Raw genomic sequence first — 18,100 nt, forward strand, 5'->3', positions numbered from 1 at the left:
CCATCCACGCGCACGGCGTGGGCGGCCGGAACTACTATCCTGCGGCGATTTGCTCCGCTGCCGTCGGATCCGAGTCGTTGAGGAACTTGCCGATCCGGTCGACCTCGCTGGCCTCGCCGATGGCGGCTGCGGCCCGCTGCAACGCGTACAGCGAGCGCAGGAAGCCACGGTTGGGTTCGTGCGAGTACGGCACCGGGCCCTGGCCGCGCCATCCGGCGTGGCGCAGGGCGTCCAGTCCGCGGTGGTAGCCCACGCGTGCATAGGCGTAGGACTCCACCGTGCGGCCGTCGTCGTAGGCCTCGTCGGCCAGAAGCGACCAGGCCAGTGACGAGGCCGGGTACTGGGCCACGACATCGACCGGTTCGTCACCGGCGGCAAGGCGTGTGTCGACCTCTTCGTCCGGGGTCAGCAGGGTCTCGGGAATGCCGAGGAGGTTGCGTCCGAGTGCGTCGCTCATGGTTACTTCAGGCTCCTTCCGGCGGAGCCCAGACGCTGGGCGGCTTCGACGATGCGAGCCGCCATGCCGGTCTCAGCGGAAGCACCCCAGACCCGCGGGTCATAGGTCTTCTTGTTGCCCACTTCGCCGTCGATCTTCAACACGCCGTCGTAGTTGGCGAGCATGTGTCCGGCCACCGGACGGGTGAACGCGTACTGCGTGTCCGTGTCGATGTTCATCTTGATCACGCCATAGGAGACGGCGTCGGCGATCTCCTGCTCGGAGGAACCGGATCCACCATGGAAGACCAGGTCGAAGGGCTTGTCCTTGCCCAGCTTCGCGCCGACCTGGGCCTGGATGTCCTTGAGGATCTCCGGGCGCAGCTTCACCCCACCGGGCTTGTAGACACCGTGCACGTTGCCGAAGGTCAGCGCCGTGATGTACCGGCCGTTCTCACCGGCACCGAGTGCGTCGATGGTCGCCATCGCGTCGCCGACGGTGGTGTAGAGCTTGTCGTTGATGGCGTTCTCCACGCCGTCCTCTTCACCACCGACGGTTCCGATCTCCACCTCGAGGATCTGCTTGGCCGCTGCCGAGCGCGGCAGCAGCTCGGCGGCGATCCGCAGGTTCTCCTCGAGGGTTTCGGCCGAGCCGTCCCACATGTGGGAGTTGAAGATCGGGTCGCGCCCGGCCTTCACCTCGGCCTCGGAAGCGGCCAGCAGCGGCAGCACGAAACCCTCGAGCTTGTCCGCCGGGCAGTGGTCGGTGTGCAGGGCGATGTTAACGCCGTAGCTCTTGGCCACTTCCTTCGCGAAGGCGGCGAAGCCCAGCGAGCCGACCACCATGTCCTTGACCGAGGAACCCGACCAGTAGGCCGCGCCTCCGGTCGAGACCTGGATGATGCCGTCGGACTCGGCCTCGGCGAAGCCACGGATGGCGGCGTTCAGGGTCTGCGAGGACGTCACGTTCACCGCGGGGAAGGCGTAGCCGTCCGCCTTCGCCGCGTCGATCATGGCGTTGTACTTCTCGGGGGTTGCAAGAGGCATGCTGACTCCTTCATGAGTTGGGCAGGGAGTAGACATCGTTGGCTACGGCCCATCCTACCGACATGCGATCAACGCCACACCCGCAGATGACGCCCTTAGATCCGCCAGCAGCTGGACAGCTGGCTCTTCCCGGCAAACCGCTGCTTCAGGAAGAACATGGTTGCGGGCAACGCGGCCACGTAGCCACCGATGTGGGTCGGACCTGCTGTCGCATCCCACGAGACGTTGGTGCCCTGATCGCACCAGCGCTTGGCCAGATTGCGTCCGGTCTTGTAGGGGATCACGTCGTCGAGCAGGCTGTGGGAGAGCAGCACGGGAACTGACGGCTTGCGGCCGTTGCCGATCTTCTGGTCGTCGACCACTGCCTTGAGCTTGCCCTCACCCAGGACGGATTCCAGGGGCTCCCCGGATTTCGTCAGGTCCGCCGTGTTCAGGAACGCGTGCTTTCCCAGCGCCTGCAGGGTGCAGTCACCCTCGGCCCCCTCGAGCTCCTTCATCCCCTGGGCATTGAGGTAGGCGGACGGATCGAGGGCGGCATCGGTGGCGCCGAGGCCCGAAGCCGCGTACATCAGGAAGGTGGTGTAGAGACCCCGGTCGAGGTTCTTGGCGACGTCGACCAGATCAGCGGGAACGGCACCGGCGTAGGCGCCCTTGAGGTTCAGCGACGGCGCATAGTCCGCAGCCAGTTCAGCGGCCGATGCGCTGGCTCCGCCACCCTGCGAGTACCCGACGAAGGCGACGGGGTTCTTGGCGTCGATGCCCTCCACACCCAGCTGCTGCGCCGCGCGCACCGAGTCGATCACCGCGTGCCCCTGGGAAACGCGCCCCATGTAGGTGTGCTTGCCGGGGGTTCCCAACCCCTCATAGTCGGTGATGGACAGCGCATAGCCTGCATCCAGCAACGCGGACATCACCGGACCTTCGTATTCCTGGCCGACACCCATCTGGCGCGACGGAGCGCATTTATCTGCCACGCCTTGCGTCCCCACGGCGTAGCCGATGACTGGTCGGGGTCCCGTGCCACTCCAGGCCTTCTGCGGCACCAGGACCGTACCGGTCACTGCCATCGGTTGGTTGTGCACGTCGGTGGACTTGTACATGATGCGCGTGGCGGTCGCGTTCGGGCGGATGAGCTTGATCGGGTCGAGGAAGAAGTCGGCCGGTTCACTGCGCACTGGCGTTCCGTTGCCCGCGGGAAGCGTGGCCGGCGGGAGGTAGAAATCGGTGTCGACCGTTTGGGCCAACTTGCCCAGGGCCTCCTGCCGTTGGACATCACCACTGCTGGCTGCATCCGAATTCTCGAGGGAGGAAAGATCGGCGCCGGATGATCCGGCCGGCGCCGCGACGGCCACGCCGGTCCCGGAGAGCAGCAGCGTGGAGGCGGCCACACAGGACAATGCCATTCGAAGCCGTCGGCGCACCGGGGTCTGGACGTGGCGGGGAGGGGTCATGTTCGCTCCTTTGCGAGGGGATCGCGGTCCGGCGCCACCCGAAGGCGCCCTCACCCGATCCAGTTATTACCACCCAGTAACAAGTGATCCGCATCACACGATAAGTCACAAACCGGCCCAGGGGAACCCCTGGTCGAACTCCATCCGTTCACGGGGCGTTAAACTCCGTGGCCCCGGGGATTCAGCCGGGCCTGACAGGGTGGTCCCGATCCCGCACCACCGATGGAAGGCCCCTCGTGAACGCCGATACCCAGACATTCCTGCCCATGCTCGGACATACGCGCGGCAAGCGCAGCCCCGTGACCTGCGCGCTGAAGTGTGACAACGCCTGCTCCAAGGCCGTCTGCAACACTTCGTCGAACAGCTACTTCCGTGACATCGCCTCGGCGGAGTTCTCCCGTCGTTCCGCACTCGGAGTGGGTGCCGCCGGAGCGTTGGCCGCCGCGGTCGTCGCCGTCGGCGGTGCGGATCCGGCAGCAGCCGCAGGCGTTCCGGCCAAGAAGCACCGGCCCGGCAAGCTGGCCTTCGACGCCATCAAGCCGGTCGACGCCAAGGTCGACGTCTTCGACGTTCCCGAGGGCTTCGAATGGGCGCCGTTGCTGCGTTGGGGCGACCCCCTGTTCAACCGGTCCCCGGAGTTCGACTTCGATCACCAGACGCCCAAGGCCCAGGCCCTGCAGTTCGGCTACAACAACGACTACACCGACATCATCCGGTCCAAGAACGGCAAGAAGGGCGTCCTCGTGTGCAACCACGAGTACGTGAACCCGGAGATCATGTTCCCCGCCGCGCCGGCCAACGCCGCCGAGGAACGCCAGCGACGCAACATCTTCCGCAGCGCGGTCGGCCTGAGTGTCGTGGAGCTGAAGCGCAAGGACCGCGGCCAGCCCTGGGACTACGTCCGCGGCGCCCACAAAAACCGCAGGATCACGCTGGACACCGAGTTCGAGCTGACCGGCCCGGCCATGGGCTCGGACCTGCTCAAGACCAAGCGTGACCGCCGCGGCCGCTTCGTCGAAGGCACGCTGGGCAACTGCTCCGGTGGCACCACCCCGTGGGGCACGATCCTCTCCGGCGAGGAGAACTTCAACGGGTTCTTCCGCACGGCAGGCACCTCGACCGAGGACAAGCGCTACGGCCTGGAGAACAAGGCGACGGCCATGGGCTGGGAGCGCGAGGACCCGCGCTTCGACGCCCGCGGCCAGGACTTCGCCAACGAGCCGCACCGCTTCGGCTACATCGTGGAGATCGACCCGGAAAACCCGAACTCCACGCCGGTCAAGCACACCAGCCTGGGCCGGTTCAAGCACGAGGGCGCCAATGTCATCGTCGCCGACAACGGGCACGTGGTGGCCTACATGGGCGATGACGAGCGGTTCGACTACCTCTACAAGTTCGTGTCCAAGCGCAAGTACCGCAAGCACGACCGCCGCCACAACATGACCCTGCTGACCGAGGGCGACCTGTTCGTCGCCCGCTTCGCGGGTACCTCGGAGGCCGAGATCGACGGCTCGGGCGATGTCCCCTCGGACGGGAAGTTCGACGGCTCGGGCCAGTGGATCCCGCTGGTGGAAGACGGCAAGTCACGCGTGAAGGGCATGAGCGTCGAGCAGGTCCTCGTCTTCACCCGCCTGGCCGCCGACGAGGTCGGCGCCACGAAGATGGACCGTTGTGAGGACGTGGAGCCGAGCCTGAAGTCCGGCAAGATCTACGTGGCCTGCACCAACAACTCCAACCGCGGCGTGGGCGCCAACGCGAAGGCCGACGAGGCCAACCCGCGCACCGAAAACCGCGACGGGCACATCGTGGAGATCACCGAGCGCCGCGGGGACCACACCTCCACCCGCTTCAACTGGGACCTGCTGATGCTCTGTGGCGATGCGGCGCAGGGCGACGCGACCTACTTCAGCGGCTTCCCCGCCGACCAGGTCTCCCCGATCTCCTGCCCGGACAACGTCGCCTTCGACAGCGAGGGCAACCTGTGGATCTCCACCGACGGCGCCCCGGACGGCATCGGCTACAACGATGGCCTGTTCAAGGTCACCGTCGACGGCAAGAACCGCGGCAAGGTCGAGCAGTTCCTCTCGGTGCCGCGTGACGCGGAGACCTGCGGTCCGGTCATCCACGACGACGAGTCGATGGTGTTCGTCGCCGTCCAGCACCCGGGCGAGGAAGGGTCGTTCACCGAGATCCACTCGTACTTCCCGGACTACGTGCCCTCCGAGGCACGCCCGGCAGCCGGCGAGGTCAGGGCCCCGCGCCCAGCCATCGTGCAGGTCTACGCCACGAAGTAGGCCCGCTCCCCACTAGAACCGAAAACGACGCCGGTGCCTCCTGTGAACCACAGGAGGCACCGGCGTCGTACTTGGTCCAGTCAGTCGTCAGCCGGCAGGCTGGGAGAAGACGTGCCGGCGGATCCAGGCGTGCATGGCGATGGCCGCGGCGGACGCTGCGTTGATGGACCGGGTGGAGCCGAACTGCTCGATGCTCAACGTGGTCTTCGCCGCAGCATGCACCTCATCGCTCAACCCGGGGCCCTCCTGGCCGAAGACCAGCACGCAGTTGCGCGGCAGGTCGTAGGTCTCCAGCTGCTCGGAGTCGGGGAAGATGTCGATCCCGATGATCTCCAGCCCCTCCCCCGTCGCCCAGGCGGTGAAGTCAGCGACGGTCGGGTGGTGGCGCACATGCTGGTAGCGGTCGGTGACCATCGCCCCCCGGCGGTTCCAGCGCCGGCGTCCGATGATGTGGACCTCCTTGGCCAAGAAGGCGTTGGCGGTGCGCACCACGGTGCCGATGTTCATGTCGTGCTGCCAGTTCTCGATGGCGATGTGGAAGTCGTGGCGGCGCGTGTCCAGATCGGCGACGATGGCCTCGTGCAGCCAGTAGCGGTATTTGTCGGCGACATTGCGGCGGTCCCCGTCGCGCAGCAGCACCGGATCCCACTGGTCCCCCGCGGGCCATTCGCCCTCCCAGGGGCCCAGGCCCACTTCGGGGACAGTGGCCTCGGGGGCCGCGCGGTCGGGAAGGGGTGCCTCGGGTGCTGCGGCCTCGGGCCGGGGTGCTGGTTCGTCCACCGTGCCAGCGTAGTCTGCTGGCGCCGTCGGCGTGCGGTTCGGTAGACTGGGAGAAAACGTGAGGGAGTATCCCCCCGCGCCGAGGTCGTCAACACGCAGGGTTCCGCAACCCCGCCGGCCGAGGCGGACGGCTTCCAGGTGGAGCCGGTGGAGAGACTCGCGGCCCGACTGCATCATGCAAAGGACCACCCGTGACCGTTCCCCTCTGGATTTGGCTGGCGACCATCGCCGTCATCCTCGGCCTGCTGGCCTTCGACTACTTCTTCCACATCCGCAAGGCCCATGTGCCGCAGCTGAAGGAAGCTGCCATCTGGTCCTCCATCTACGTCGGCATCGCCGTGCTCTTCGGCATCGCGGTGCTGGTGTTCGGCGGCGGGACCATGGGCGGTGAGTACTTTGCCGGCTACATCACGGAAAAGGCCTTGTCGGTGGACAACCTCTTCGTGTTCCTGGTGATCATCGCCAGCTTCAAGGTCCCCCGCGAGGACCAGCAGAAGGTGCTGCTGTTCGGCATCATCTTCGCGCTCATCGCCCGGACGGGCTTCATCTTTGCCGGGGCCGCACTGATCAACGCCTGGTCGTGGATCTTCTACATCTTCGGGCTGATCCTGCTGCTCACCGCCGGGAACCTGCTCAAACCCGGCGGCCACGAGGACGACCAGGCGAACAACTTCATCATCCGCATCGCCCAGCGCTTCCTGCACACCTCCGATGACTACGACGGCGACAAGCTCTTCACCGTGGTCAACGGCAAGAAGGCGCTGACCCCCATGCTGCTGGTCATGGTCGCCATCGGCGGGACCGACATCCTGTTCGCTCTCGACTCGATCCCGGCCATCTACGGGCTGACCCAGAACGTCTACATCGTCTTCACCGCCACGGCGTTCTCGCTGATGGGCTTGCGCCAGCTGTACTTCCTGCTGGACGGGCTGCTGGACCGGCTGATCTACCTGTCCATCGGGCTGGCCGGGATCCTGGCGTTCATCGGCGTCAAGCTGTTCCTGCACGCACTGCATGAGAACAACCTGCCGTTCATCAACGACGGCGGGCACGTCAGCGTCGTGGAGATTTCCACGGGCTTCTCGCTGGTGGTCATCATCGGCATCCTGGTCATCACGGTCATCGCCTCCCTGGTCTCCCCCACGGGCAAGGCCCAGACCGCGATCAACAACGCCCGCCGCCACGCGAAGAACTACCTGGACCTCGGCTACACGGAGGATCCCGGGGAGCGCGAGCGGATCTACCGGCTGCTCCTCGAGGAAGAACAGGGAATCGAGGCGATGGAGCCGAAGTACCGGAACAAGGCCAAGAACGTCGAGGCCATCCGGGCCCAGGTCGCCGAGGTGCACGCACGCCACGACGAGCTCGGGACCGCGACCCGCTGACCCCGGGCCGCCGGCATGGCGTCGACTCGCCGCCGTGGTGGCAGACTGGTGCGTCTGGAGGTGGTCATGGCCATTGTCGATAACGGGATCTACGTCAACGGACACCGGGTGCAGGATCCGGCACAGTTGGGTCACACCGTGCAGCGGATGCGTGAGCACTCCGGCATGGCCTGGCTGGGCCTGTACCGTCCCAGCGAGGCGGAACTGCAGGCCGTGGCCGACGAGCTGGGGCTGCATTCCCTGGCCGTCGAGGACACCCTGAAGGGCCACCAACGCGCCAAGTTGGACCACTACGGCGACCACTCGCTGCTGGTGTTGCGTCCGGCCCGGTACCTGGATGACGTGGAGAAGGTCGAATTCGGCGAACTGCACGTCTACATCGGTGAGGATTTCGTCGTCACCGTCAGGCACGCCGAATCCCCCGATCTCTCCAAGGTCAGGCACCGGATGGAACAGGAGGAACCCGAGCTGCTGGCCCTGGGCCCCCGCGCGGTGCTCTACGCCGTGGTCGACCAGGTCGTCGACGAGTACGAGCCAGTCGTCGACGGGCTGTCCAACGACATCGACGAGATCGACGACCAGCTCTTCTCCGGCAACCCGAATGTCTCGCGGCGCATCTACGAACTCTCCCGCGAGGTCATCGAACTGCAACGCGCGACGTTGCCGTTGGAGCGCATCCTGACCGTGCTGCGCCGTGATCTGGGCGGAGGGCAGCCGATCGAGGGCATCGAACGATCCGCCCGCCAGGGCACGGAGGACCCCGGGATCATGGAGCTGGACCACCGGATGGTCGACGTCCAGGACCACGCCATCCGGGTCTCCGAACGCATCGCCTCCTTCCGGTCCCTGCTGGCCAACGCGCTCTCCCTGAGCTCCACGTTGGTCTCCCAGCAGGCGGCCGAGGCCGGGGTCTCGCAGAACGAGCAGATGAAGAAGATCTCCTCCTGGGCAGCGATCCTCTTCGCCCCCAGCCTGATCGGCAGCATCTACGGCATGAACTTCCACAACATGCCGGAACTCGCCTTCGTCTGGGGGTACCCGGCGGCGCTGGTCCTCATGCTCGGGCTGAGCGTCGGACTGTATGTGGTGTTCAAGCACAACAAATGGTTGTAGGACCGCGATAGCGTGAACCCAGGACCAAGCAGAGCCACCCGGCAGAAGAGGCTGAGATGAAACACGACGAACGTACCCCCGCAGACATCGAATGCTGGCTCACCGACATGGACGGCGTGCTGGTGCACGAGGAGCGCGCCATCCCCGGGGCCGCCGAGATGATCGAACGCTGGGTCGCCACCTCCAAGCGCTTCCTGGTGCTGACCAACAACTCGATCTACACCCCGCGCGATCTCTGTTCGCGGTTGGAGTCCTCCGGGCTGGTCGTCCCGGAGGAGAACATCTGGACCTCGGCCATGGCCACCGCCGAATTCCTGCGGCGCCAGGCCCCGGGCGGCAAGGCGTTCGTGATCGGCGAAGCGGGCCTGACCACTGCCCTGCACGACGCCGGTTTCATTCTCACGGAGCGGAACCCCGATTTCGTGGTGCTCGGTGAAACCCGCACCTACTCGTTCGAGGCCATCACCCAGGCGATCCGGCTGATCTCCAACGGCGCGCGGTTCATCACCACGAACCCCGATGCCACGGGCCCGTCCCCCGAGGGCCTGCTGCCGGCCACCGGGTCGGTGGCGGCCCTGATCACCGCCGCGGTGAACCGGCAGCCCTACGTGGTCGGCAAGCCGAACCCGATGATGTTCCGCTCGGCCCTGAACCGCATCGAGGCCCACTCGGAGACGACGGCGATGATCGGGGACCGGATGGACACCGACATCGTCGCCGGCATGGAAGCGGGCCTCTACACGGTCCTGGTCCACACCGGCATCACCCAGCCGGCCGACATCCAGCGCTTCCCCTTCCGCCCCGACGCCGTCTACCCGTCGGTGGCCGAACTGTTGGATCAGATGTAGGACCCCAGCCAGGCCGCCGCGGCGGCGGCCAGCTGTTCCGGGCTGTCGGCAATGTCGAAAACGCGTCCGGCCTCGTCGTCACCGAGGTCCTCCAGCGTGGCCAACTGGGAATCCAGCAGGCTGGCCGGCATGAAATGGCCCGGCCGCACCTGCATGCGCTCACGCAACAGCTCCTCGGTGCCGTGCAGGTGCACGAACCGGGCATCCGGGGCCGCGGCACGGATGAGATCCCGGTAGGAGCGCTTCAGCGCGGAGCAGCCGATGACCAGGGTCCGGCCCGCGGCCGCGGCTTCGCCGAGCTCGGCGCCGATCTCGCGCAGCCAGGGTTCTCGGTCGTCGTCATCCAGCGGGGTCCCGGCGGCCATCTTCTCGATGTTGGCCGCCGGATGCAGGGCATCCCCGTCGACGTAGACGCCGTCGAGTTCCACGGCCAGCAGTTCCCCGACCGTTGTCTTGCCGCTGCCCGAGACCCCCATGACGACCACGCGGTCTCCGGTCATCGCCGTCGTGCTCTGTTCCACTGGTTCCACCGTCGCCTCGCTCACCAGTCGTGGACCGTTCCGTCAATGAGCCGATTGTAGGGCAGGTAGGCCTGCTGGTAGGGGAACTTGGCGGCTGCCTCGACGTCGAACTCGACACCGATGCCGGGGGCGTCACCCGGGTGCAGGTACCCGTCGGTGAAGGTCATCGACTGGTGGAAGACCTCGTTGGTGGCGTCGGAGTGCTGCATGTACTCCTGGATGCCGTAGTTGTGGATCGCGAGTCCGACGTGGAGCTGGGCGGCGAAGCCGATCGGGGAGATGTCCGTGGGGCCGTGGAAGCCGGACTTGATCTGGTACTGGGCGGCGTAGTCCATGACCTTCTTGAGCGGGGAGATCCCGCCGAAGTGGGTGGACGCGGCGCGCACGTAGTCGATGAGCTGTTCCTTGATGATCTGCTGGAAGTCCCACACGGTGTTGAAGATCTCGCCGATGGCCAGCGGGGTGGTGGTGTGCTGGCGGACCAGCCGCAGCCCCTCCTGGTTTTCCGCAGGGGTGCAGTCCTCGAGCCAGAAGAGGTCGTAGGGTTCCAACGACTTGCCCAGCTTGGCGGCCTGGATGGGCGTCATGCGGTGGTGGCCGTCGTGCAGCAGCGGGATCTCGGGGCCGAACTCGTTCCGCACGGCCTCGAAGACGGTGGGCAGGTGGCGCAGGTAGGCGCGGGTGTCCCAGTCCTCTTCCTGCGGGAACGCGCCGCGGCCGGCGGGCTCGTAGTCGTAGCGTTCGCCGGAGGCCTGGGTCTGCGCGGCGACACCGTAGACGGCCTTGATGCCGGGGATCGCGGTCTGGACGCGGATGGACTTGTAGCCCAGCTCCAGGTGCTCGCGGATGGAGTCGAAGAGCTGCGGGATGTCGGTGCCGGAAGCGTGGCCGTAGGCGCGCAGTCCGCGGCGGGATGCGCCGCCGAGCAGCTGGTAGACCGGCAGGTTGGCGACCTTGCCCTTGATGTCCCACAGGGCCATGTCGACGGCGGCGATGGCTGCCATGGTGATCGGGCCGCGGCGCCAATAAGAGGACCGGTAGAGGAACTGCCAGGTGTCCTCGATGCGATGCGGGTCCTTGCCGATGAGCAGCTGGGCGACGTGGTCCTTCAGGTAGCTGGCCACGGCGAGTTCACGGCCGTTGACCGTGGCGTCGCCGATGCCCACGAAACCTTCATCGGTTTCGACGCGCAGGGTGACGAAGTTGCGTGACGGGCTGGTCACGAACACTTCGGCTTGGGTGATCTTCATGGGGTGTGGTCCTTTCGGGGAACGTGGTCAGTCGGTGAAGGTGCCGCGCAGGGCACAGACGGCGGAGACGGCGTCGGAGTCGGAGGCCAGGGCCGCGTCGACGATGGCCAGCAGCGCTGCTGTCTGGTCGATGCCGGTGGCATGCCCCGCCTCGGCCATGGAACCGGCGGCGGGGTCATGGATGTCCTCGCCGGCGGCGAGCTGGGCGTCGACGCGGTCCATCCACGCGGCCAGCAGACGCAGGGCTGCGGTTCCGTCGCGGCCCGCGTCCCGCTCGGCGCGGTAGACCGGCACGGCCCGGGCGGCCAGCTTCAGCGAGCCGTCCATGCCGATCTGGGCCAGGTGGTGCGCGATCCGTGGGTTGGCGAAGCGCACACGCAGGGCGGCCCGATAGCCGGGGATGTCCAGCTCCGGGTCCTGCAGGTGGCGGGCCGCGGCGTCCCAGAACTCCTCGACCCAGGCCGAGACCCGATCGTCCGCCAGCGCCTCGGACACGGTGGCGTGGCCCCGCAGGGCGCCGGCATAGGCCATGAGTGAATGCGCGCCGTTGAGCAGCCACAGCTTGCGTCGCTCATAGGGTTCGAGGTCCTCGACGAACACCGCACCGGCGTTCTCCCAGGCCGGGCGTCCCGCGGGGAAATCGCCGGAGAGCACCCAGGAGGAGAAGGGCTCGGTGACCACCGGGGCCACGTCGTCGTACCCGGTGGCTTCGGCCACGGACGCGCGGTCGGCGTCGGTGGTCCGCGGGGTGATCCTGTCGATGGAGCTGTCCACGAACGAGACGTTGGCGCAGATCCACGCGGCGAGCAGGGGGTCGACCAGTTCGGCCAGGTCCAGAACCGAGGCACGGGCCGCTGCCCCGTTGCCGGGCAGGTTGTCGCAGGAGACGATGGCGATGGGCCATCCGTCGGCGGCGCGGCGGGCCGCCAAGCCGACGAGCAGGCGTCCGGCGGTGGTCCGCACGATGCGCCCGTCGAGCCGGCCGGTTCCCAGGGTGAAGTTCGAGCCCTCGTAGTTGGCACGCAGGGCGGTGACGTCGGTGGCGACGAACGCGTCGGTGGTGTCCAGCCGGGGGCCCTGCCCCGCGGCGCCGGGCGCCAAGCGGTAACCGGCCTCGGTGACGGTCAGCGTCACGATGGCGATATCGGGGTGGGCCAGCAGGGCGGCGAGGGTCTGGAGGTCGGCACCGTCGTGGGCCTGAACCTCGGCGCCGATGACCTCGTGGCGGTCGTCATCGGCGGCACGTTCGACCAGCGTGTAGAGCCCGTCCTGTGCGGCCAGTTGCCGCGCCGCTTCGGGGCTGCGGCCGGTGAAGGCGGCAATCCCCCAGCCGTCTTCGGCCCGTTCGGTGTACCAGGCCTGGTGGGCGCGGTGGAAGGCGCCCAGTCCAAGGTGGACGATGCGTACCGTGGGGCGTGCACCGGCGTCGTAGGTGGTCGCGTTCAGCGGACGCGTCGCCGATTCCCTGGCGCTCACAGCTTGAACGCCCGTCGAGGTGAGGCATCGACCAGGTCGACGATGACCTCTGCGGCGCGTTCCTCGGTGAGCCGGTGCTCGGCCACGAGGCGGGCCAGGAAGGCCGCTTCCGTGCGGCGGGAGGCATCGTGGCGTGCAGGGATGGAGCAGAACGCCCGGGTGTCGTCGATGAAACCTGAGGAGCGGGAGAAGCCAGTGGTTTCGGTCACCGCCGAGCGGAAGCGCAGCATGGCGTCCGGGGCGTCGAGGAACCACCAAGGGGCGCCAACGAAGACCGCGGGGAAGAACCCGGCCAGCGGGGCGATTTCGCGGGAGAAGACCGTCTCATCAATGGTGAAGGGGATGAAATGGAACCCCTCGGCGGTGCCGAAATCGGCCAGCAGCGGCTGCAGACCGGTGGAGAAATCGACGGCGAAGGGGATGTCATGTCCGGTGTCGGGCCCGAAACGCTCCAGGGTCCCCGGATGGGTGTTGCGGTGCACGCCGGCATGCATGGTCATGACCAGGCCGTCGTCCAGTGCCATGGCCGCCTGCTGGTACATCATGTGTGCCTCGAAGGCCAGGCCCTCGGCGAAGGTGGCCGTTCCAGCCAGGCCCTTATCGAAGAGGTGGGCGGCTTCATCGCGGCCCAGCTTGAGCGTGTTGGCGTTGTGCGTTCCGTGGTCCGACGACACGGCGCCGTGCTCGGCGAAGTAGCGACGGCGGTTGGCCACGGCGGCCAGGTAGCCGTCGTAGCCGGTCGCACCGTCACCGGCGGCCTGGATGAGCCGGTCGGCACTGGCGGCGAAGCCGTCGACCCAGAACTTCGTGTAGGCGTCGGGCCGGAACGTCGGCAGGACGCGGGGGGCGAACGTGCTGTCGACGGCCAACGCGTCGTGGGCTGCCAGGTCAGCCAGGGGGTCATCGGTGGTGGCCATGACCTCGATGCCGAACTGGTCCATCAGCGCGCGGGGCCGGAACCCCGGGTCGTCGATCTTCTGCTGCAACGTGTCGTAGACCGCGTCGGCGGTCTCTTCGCGGATGTCCAGATCATCGATGCCGAAGACTTCGACGAATTCCTGGCGCAGCCAATATCCTGACGCCGTGCCGTCATACAGGGGCCAATTCCTGCAGAACGTCCGCCAGGTTTCGCGCGGCGAGGCTCCGGTACTGCCACCGACCCGCTGGTTTTCCAGCGGGACCCCCGCAGCGTGCATGAGCCGCGTGACGTAGTGATCGGGGCTGATCAGCATGGCCGTCGGGTCGGGGAAGGGCAGGTCGTCGGCGATGACGGCGGCGTCCACATGACCGTGCGGGGAAAGGATGGGCAGCGACTCCACAACGCTGTGGAGACGACGGGCAACTTCGCGCACGCCGGGATCTGCCGGAAGCAACCGGTCGGGGTGGTTGGCTATGGAAGAAGGCATGATTCCATCGTCGGATCCACGCCCCCACTTGGCAACAAGTTGCCATGTATTGCCTCACATGCGCGGGTGCCCCGTCGAGGCCCGCACGACCAGACGTGTCGGCAACACCACGGGCCGGGCTGGGACATGGACGCCTCCCTGGGACAGGACCAGGAGGTTGCGCACGGCCGCGGAACCGAGGGCGTGCAGGGGTGCGGCCACGGTGGTGAGTCCGGGATGGGCCAGTTCGGCGACCACCGAGTTGTCGAAGCCGATCACACTCACGTCCCCGGGGACATCGAAACCGGTGGCCTGTGCCCGCCGCATGAACCCCACGGCCAGCTGGTCGTTGTATCCCACCACAGCGGTCACTCCGCTGCTCAGGACCTGCTCCGCCACGGTCCCACCCCCATCACGAGTTGGTTCCGGGCATTCCACGAGGTTGACCCGCAAACCCAGCTCCAGGGCACCTTCCTTGAGGCTGCGCCAGCGCATGCCATGCGCCCAGGAGGCCTCCGGACCGGCGAGGTAGGCGATGTCGCGATGGCCGAGTTCTCCCAGGTGTTCCACGACCCGACGCATACCCCGGGCGTTATCGGTCACGACGCTCGCGACCCCGCTGACGCCGCGGTTCATCACCAGGGTGGGCTTTTGCTTGGCCATGGCGCGAATGGCGGCGTCGGACATCCGGGAACTGCTGAGCACGATCCCATCGACAATGCCCATGACGCGTTCAATGGCCTCACGTTCGATGACTCCGGACTCCCGCGTATGTGCCAGGAGCATCGTGTAGCCGTTCTTGGCGGCTTCCTCTTCGGCTCCGCGGATCATGTCGAAAAAGACGGGGTTTGAGATATCGGCGATCACCAGCGCAATGGTGCCGTGCCGTTCCCGGCCCTCCGCCATGGTCCGCCGGACATCGACGGAGCGGTAGCCGAGCTCCGCGGCAACGGCACGGATCTTTTCGGCGGTGGCAAAACTGACCCGCCCGGGACGGGCGAAGGCACGGGAGACCGTGGATGCGGCGACCCCTGCCTGACGCGCAACATCGTAGATTGTCGCCGGTTTCGGGGAATCCGGAGTGGGGGCCATGCAACTATCTTGCTGCATGCGCCCGGGGACGTGAACCCCGTGGCAACTGATGGCAACTAGTCGCTTTCCCGTCCATGTGGCGGACATCATGCTTATGTACCGTCAATGAGGCCGGTCCGCCGCGTCCAGGGCGCGGAGGTGGACGCACGGCGCCCACCGGCCAGAAAGTAGTGATCCGAATGAAGATGCGCTTCCTGCGTCTGTGCGCCGTGGGGCTGGCCTTGTTGCTGGCTACCACCGCCTGCAGTTCAGGTGTGTCGGGCAAGGCCGAGACCGGCAAGACGCTGGTGCTTTCGCTCAACCAGTCCGAAACACACCCGTCCTATATCGCCCTCACGGATTTTGGTGAACGGCTCAAGGCCGCCACTGGCGGTCGCTGGGATGTGAAGGTCTATCCCAATGAGACGCTCGGGGCCCAGCAGGAGGTCATCCAGCTCGTCAGTGACGGTTCCGTCGACATGGCAGTGGCCTCCGGGACCCAACTCGAGAACCTCAACCCGCACTTCGGCGTGCTGAATCTGCCGACCACGTTCAAGAGCATCGACCACCAGATGTCGGTGATCAAGGACAAGTCGATCGTCGGCGACCTGTTCACCTCGCTCGAGGGGTCCAAGCACCTCACGGTCCTGGGCGGTCTGACCCAGGGTGACCGGAACCTCTACACGGTCACCGGGCCCATCAAGAAGCCCGCCGACCTGCACGGCATGAAGATCCGCGTCCAGGAATCGGACGTACACATCAAGATGGTCAACGCGATGGGCGGTTCCGCCACCCCGATGTCCTACGGCGAGGTCTACACCGCGCTGCAGTCCGGGGTACTCGACGGCGCCGAGAACAATGAGATCTCCTATGTCACCCAGCACCACAACGAGGTGGCCAAATACGTTGCACGCACCCGCCACCTGGTCGGCCTTGACTACATGCTCATCAACTCCGAGACCTACAACGGCATGACCCCCGAAGACCGCAAGATCTTCGACGCCGAGTGGTCCAAGACGATGACCGAGCACACCAAATTGTGGAAAAAGGACACGGCCGAGGCCATCCAGCAGGCCAAGGATTCGGGCACCAAGTTCAACGACGTCGACAAGGCCGCCTTCGACAAGGCGCTCGCTCCCGTGGTCAAGGGCTCCCTGAAGAGCCCGGCCGACCGCGAACTCTACGACGCCATCCAGGAGGCCAACCAGTGACCGCCATCAAGAATTCGCTCGATGTGGCATTGCGCTGGCTGTGCATCGTCCTCTTCGTGGCCCTCGTCCTGGTCGTCGTGTGGCAGGTCTTCAGCCGCCAAGTCGTCCAGTCCCCGGCCACCTGGACCACGTCGGTGGCCCAGTACCTCTTCGTCTGGCTGGCCTTGTTCGGATCGGCCTGGGTGTTCTCCGAAAAGGAGCACATCGCCGTCGACTTCCTGACCCGGCTGGTCCGGGTCAACGGCACCCGCGGCATGGAGATCACGGTCAACGTCGTCATCCTCGCGTTCGCCGTGTTGATCCTCGTGTGGGGCGGACTCCGCGGCGTCGACCTGACGTGGTCGCAGAAGGTCTCCGGACTGCCGGTGAACATCGGCACCATGTACCTGGCGTTGCCCATCTCGGGCCTGATCATGACGTTCTACTCGATCTTCCACATCGTCGAGGCCTTCCATGGCCGCGGCCTGCCCAGCGACGACGAAGAAATCAGGGAGGCGGTCTGAGATGGATGCAGCACTTGTTGCAGGAATAGTCCTGGTGGTCGGCATCGCCGTCCTGCTGTTGGCCCGCGTACCGATCGCGGTTGCCGTTGGGTTCTCCGCCTTCGTTGCCGTGGCTGCGGTCATCGGCATGGAAAAGGCCTCGTTCGTCGCCGCCCAGCGCATGTTCACCGGGGTGAACTCGTTTGCCCTGCTGGCGATTCCGTTCTTCATCCTCGCCGGCGTGCTGATGAACAACGGCGGTATCGCCGGTCGGCTGATCGACGCCGCCAAGGTCCTGGTCGGGCGCATGCCCGGTTCGCTGGCGCAGACCAACGTCGTGGCCAACGCGCTCTTCGGCTCGGTGTCCGGTGCCGCAGTGGCCTCGGCAGCAGCGGTCGGCGGCGTGATCGGACCGCGGCAGGCCAAGGAAGGGTACGACCGGAACTTCTCTGCGGCGGTCAACGTCGCCTCGGCCCCGTCGGGCATGCTGATCCCGCCGAGCAACACCCTCATCGTGTACTCGCTGGTCTCCAGCACCTCGATCGCGACCTTGTTCGTTGCCGGCTACATCCCGGGCATCCTGTGGGCGGTGGCCTGCATGTTCATCGTCTGGCTGTATGTCCGTCGCCACCCGGGCGTCGGCGTCACGGAGCGGGTGCCGCTGAAGCTGGCCCTGCTCACCCTCTGGCGCGCAGTGCCCTCGATCCTCATGATCGTCGTGGTGATCGGAGGCATCCTGGCCGGCATCTTCACCCCGACGGAGTCGGCGGCCATCGCCGTCGTGTACTGCCTGATCCTCGGATTCGCCTACCGTGCCGTGAAGGTCAAGGACCTGCCGTCCATCGTCCTGGACGCAACCCGCACCACGTCGATCGTGATGCTCCTGGTGGGCGTCTCGACGATCATGGCGTGGGTCATGGCCTTCTCCGGCATCCCTGCGGCGATCTCCAATGCGTTGCTGGGCCTGACCGGCAACCCGTCGATCATCCTGCTGATCGTCGGCACGTTCATGGATCCGACGCCGGCCATCCTGATCTTCGTGCCGATCTTCCTGCCGATCGTCACGGAGTTCGGCGTGGATCCGATCCACTTCGGCATCATGGTCACGTTCAACCTCTGCTTGGGAACGATCATCCCGCCGGTCGGCAACGTGCTGTTCGTCGGTGCGAAGATCGCCAAGCTGCGCGTGGAACCGGTGATCAAGTCGCTGGTGCCGTTCTTCATTGCGCTGATCGTCATGCTCTTCATCGTGGCGTTCATTCCGCAGCTGTCGATGTGGCTTCCGGAGCTCCTGGGACTGACCGGACCGTAACGGGGCCCGCTTCCCGGCAGCACGACCCGAGACCTCCGC

The 18,100-nt window shown here is 66.5% G+C and carries 16 protein-coding genes; 7 read left to right on the forward strand and 9 right to left on the reverse strand.

Translation table 11 applies throughout. The features are described from left to right. Positions 1-34: 34 nt before the first annotated feature. From ABD088_RS01995 to ABD088_RS02005, 3 genes are all read right to left on the reverse strand, one after another. A complete protein-coding gene (locus tag ABD088_RS01995) occupies positions 35-457 on the reverse strand; it encodes a DUF3151 domain-containing protein (protein WP_343899737.1) in 423 nt (140 codons plus the stop codon). A gap of 2 nt (positions 458-459) precedes the next feature. Further along, positions 460-1,482, reverse strand: a complete 1,023-nt coding sequence (gene fbaA, locus ABD088_RS02000; RefSeq protein WP_343899739.1) for a class II fructose-bisphosphate aldolase — start codon at positions 1,480-1,482, stop codon at positions 460-462. Positions 1,483-1,577: 95 nt separating this feature from the next. Next, positions 1,578-2,933: a lipase family protein gene (locus tag ABD088_RS02005; protein WP_343899740.1), complete on the reverse strand. Its 1,356-nt coding sequence runs from the start codon at positions 2,931-2,933 to the stop codon at positions 1,578-1,580. Positions 2,934-3,199: 266 nt separating this feature from the next. On the opposite strand from ABD088_RS02005, the gene ABD088_RS02010 reads away from it, so the two are divergent. After that, on the forward strand, positions 3,200-5,227 hold the full coding sequence (locus ABD088_RS02010; protein ID WP_343899850.1) for a PhoX family protein: 2,028 nt from the start codon (positions 3,200-3,202) through the stop codon (positions 5,225-5,227). A gap of 87 nt (positions 5,228-5,314) precedes the next feature. On the opposite strand, the gene ABD088_RS02015 is transcribed toward ABD088_RS02010, so the two are convergent. Then, on the reverse strand, positions 5,315-6,007 hold the full coding sequence (locus tag ABD088_RS02015) for a TrmH family RNA methyltransferase (protein WP_372710722.1): 693 nt from the start codon (positions 6,005-6,007) through the stop codon (positions 5,315-5,317). Between the two features lie 191 nt (positions 6,008-6,198). Here ABD088_RS02015 and ABD088_RS02020 point away from each other — a divergent pair, with 191 nt between their 5' ends. The 3 genes from ABD088_RS02020 to ABD088_RS02030 all read left to right on the forward strand — a co-directional run bounded on the left by ABD088_RS02020 (position 6,199) and on the right by ABD088_RS02030 (position 9,353). Beyond that, complete coding sequence (locus ABD088_RS02020; RefSeq protein WP_343899741.1) at positions 6,199-7,392, forward strand: TerC family protein; 1,194 nt, start codon at positions 6,199-6,201, stop codon at positions 7,390-7,392. Between the two features lie 66 nt (positions 7,393-7,458). Further along, complete coding sequence (locus ABD088_RS02025) at positions 7,459-8,505, forward strand: magnesium and cobalt transport protein CorA (protein ID WP_343899742.1); 1,047 nt, start codon at positions 7,459-7,461, stop codon at positions 8,503-8,505. Between the two features lie 56 nt (positions 8,506-8,561). Beyond that, entirely contained in the window at positions 8,562-9,353 is a 792-nt protein-coding gene (locus tag ABD088_RS02030) for an HAD-IIA family hydrolase (protein WP_343899743.1), read from the forward strand. Here the strand turns inward: ABD088_RS02030 and ABD088_RS02035 are convergent. From ABD088_RS02035 to ABD088_RS02055, 5 genes are read right to left on the reverse strand one after another with little or no spacing between them, the layout of a single operon-like run. Continuing rightward, a complete protein-coding gene (locus ABD088_RS02035) occupies positions 9,344-9,898 on the reverse strand; it encodes a gluconokinase (RefSeq protein ID WP_343899745.1) in 555 nt (184 codons plus the stop codon). The genes ABD088_RS02030 and ABD088_RS02035 overlap by 10 nt on opposite strands. Continuing rightward, positions 9,895-11,124: a D-mannonate dehydratase ManD gene (gene manD / locus ABD088_RS02040; RefSeq protein WP_343899747.1), complete on the reverse strand. Its 1,230-nt coding sequence runs from the start codon at positions 11,122-11,124 to the stop codon at positions 9,895-9,897. The genes ABD088_RS02035 and manD overlap by 4 nt, the downstream gene beginning before the upstream one ends. A 27-nt stretch (positions 11,125-11,151) precedes the next feature. After that, the gene (locus ABD088_RS02045) at positions 11,152-12,600 is read right to left on the reverse strand and encodes a mannitol dehydrogenase family protein (protein WP_343899748.1); all 1,449 of its coding nucleotides are present in this window, start codon (positions 12,598-12,600) and stop codon (positions 11,152-11,154) included. Further along, positions 12,597-14,006, reverse strand: a complete 1,410-nt coding sequence (gene uxaC / locus ABD088_RS02050; protein WP_343899749.1) for a glucuronate isomerase — start codon at positions 14,004-14,006, stop codon at positions 12,597-12,599. Before uxaC ends, ABD088_RS02045 begins: the two co-directional genes overlap by 4 nt. A gap of 54 nt (positions 14,007-14,060) precedes the next feature. After that, on the reverse strand, positions 14,061-15,077 hold the full coding sequence (locus ABD088_RS02055) for a LacI family DNA-binding transcriptional regulator (protein WP_343899750.1): 1,017 nt from the start codon (positions 15,075-15,077) through the stop codon (positions 14,061-14,063). Between the two features lie 179 nt (positions 15,078-15,256). On the opposite strand from ABD088_RS02055, the gene ABD088_RS02060 reads away from it, so the two are divergent. The 3 genes from ABD088_RS02060 to ABD088_RS02070 are packed head-to-tail and all read left to right on the forward strand — an operon-like array spanning position 15,257 to position 18,061. Further along, positions 15,257-16,267, forward strand: coding sequence for a TRAP transporter substrate-binding protein (locus tag ABD088_RS02060; RefSeq protein ID WP_343899751.1), 1,011 nt, complete (start codon positions 15,257-15,259; stop codon positions 16,265-16,267). Further along, complete coding sequence (locus ABD088_RS02065; RefSeq protein ID WP_343899752.1) at positions 16,264-16,770, forward strand: TRAP transporter small permease; 507 nt, start codon at positions 16,264-16,266, stop codon at positions 16,768-16,770. Before ABD088_RS02060 ends, ABD088_RS02065 begins: the two co-directional genes overlap by 4 nt. A gap of 1 nt (position 16,771) precedes the next feature. Next, positions 16,772-18,061, forward strand: coding sequence for a TRAP transporter large permease (locus ABD088_RS02070; RefSeq protein WP_343899753.1), 1,290 nt, complete (start codon positions 16,772-16,774; stop codon positions 18,059-18,061). Positions 18,062-18,100: the final 39 nt, after the last annotated feature.

It is taken from the genome of Arthrobacter rhombi (assembly GCF_039526245.1).
Lineage (GTDB): Bacteria > Actinomycetota > Actinomycetes > Actinomycetales > Micrococcaceae > Arthrobacter_H > Arthrobacter_H rhombi.

Bases quoted from the DNA above. Each gene is read 5' to 3' on its own strand.
- ABD088_RS01995 (WP_343899737.1), bottom strand. From the start codon at position 457: ATGAGCGACGCACTCGGACGCAACCTCCTCGGCATTCCCGAGACCCTG.
- fbaA (WP_343899739.1), bottom strand. From the start codon at position 1,482: ATGCCTCTTGCAACCCCCGAGAAGTACAACGCCATGATCGACGCGGCG.
- ABD088_RS02005 (WP_343899740.1), bottom strand. From the start codon at position 2,933: ATGACCCCTCCCCGCCACGTCCAGACCCCGGTGCGCCGACGGCTTCGA.
- ABD088_RS02010 (WP_343899850.1), top strand. From the start codon at position 3,200: ATGCTCGGACATACGCGCGGCAAGCGCAGCCCCGTGACCTGCGCGCTG.
- ABD088_RS02025 (WP_343899742.1), top strand. From the start codon at position 7,459: ATGGCCATTGTCGATAACGGGATCTACGTCAACGGACACCGGGTGCAG.
- ABD088_RS02030 (WP_343899743.1), top strand. From the start codon at position 8,562: ATGAAACACGACGAACGTACCCCCGCAGACATCGAATGCTGGCTCACC.
- manD (WP_343899747.1), bottom strand. From the start codon at position 11,124: ATGAAGATCACCCAAGCCGAAGTGTTCGTGACCAGCCCGTCACGCAAC.
- uxaC (WP_343899749.1), bottom strand. From the start codon at position 14,006: ATGCCTTCTTCCATAGCCAACCACCCCGACCGGTTGCTTCCGGCAGAT.
- ABD088_RS02055 (WP_343899750.1), bottom strand. From the start codon at position 15,077: ATGGCCCCCACTCCGGATTCCCCGAAACCGGCGACAATCTACGATGTT.
- ABD088_RS02060 (WP_343899751.1), top strand. From the start codon at position 15,257: ATGAAGATGCGCTTCCTGCGTCTGTGCGCCGTGGGGCTGGCCTTGTTG.
- ABD088_RS02070 (WP_343899753.1), top strand. From the start codon at position 16,772: ATGGATGCAGCACTTGTTGCAGGAATAGTCCTGGTGGTCGGCATCGCC.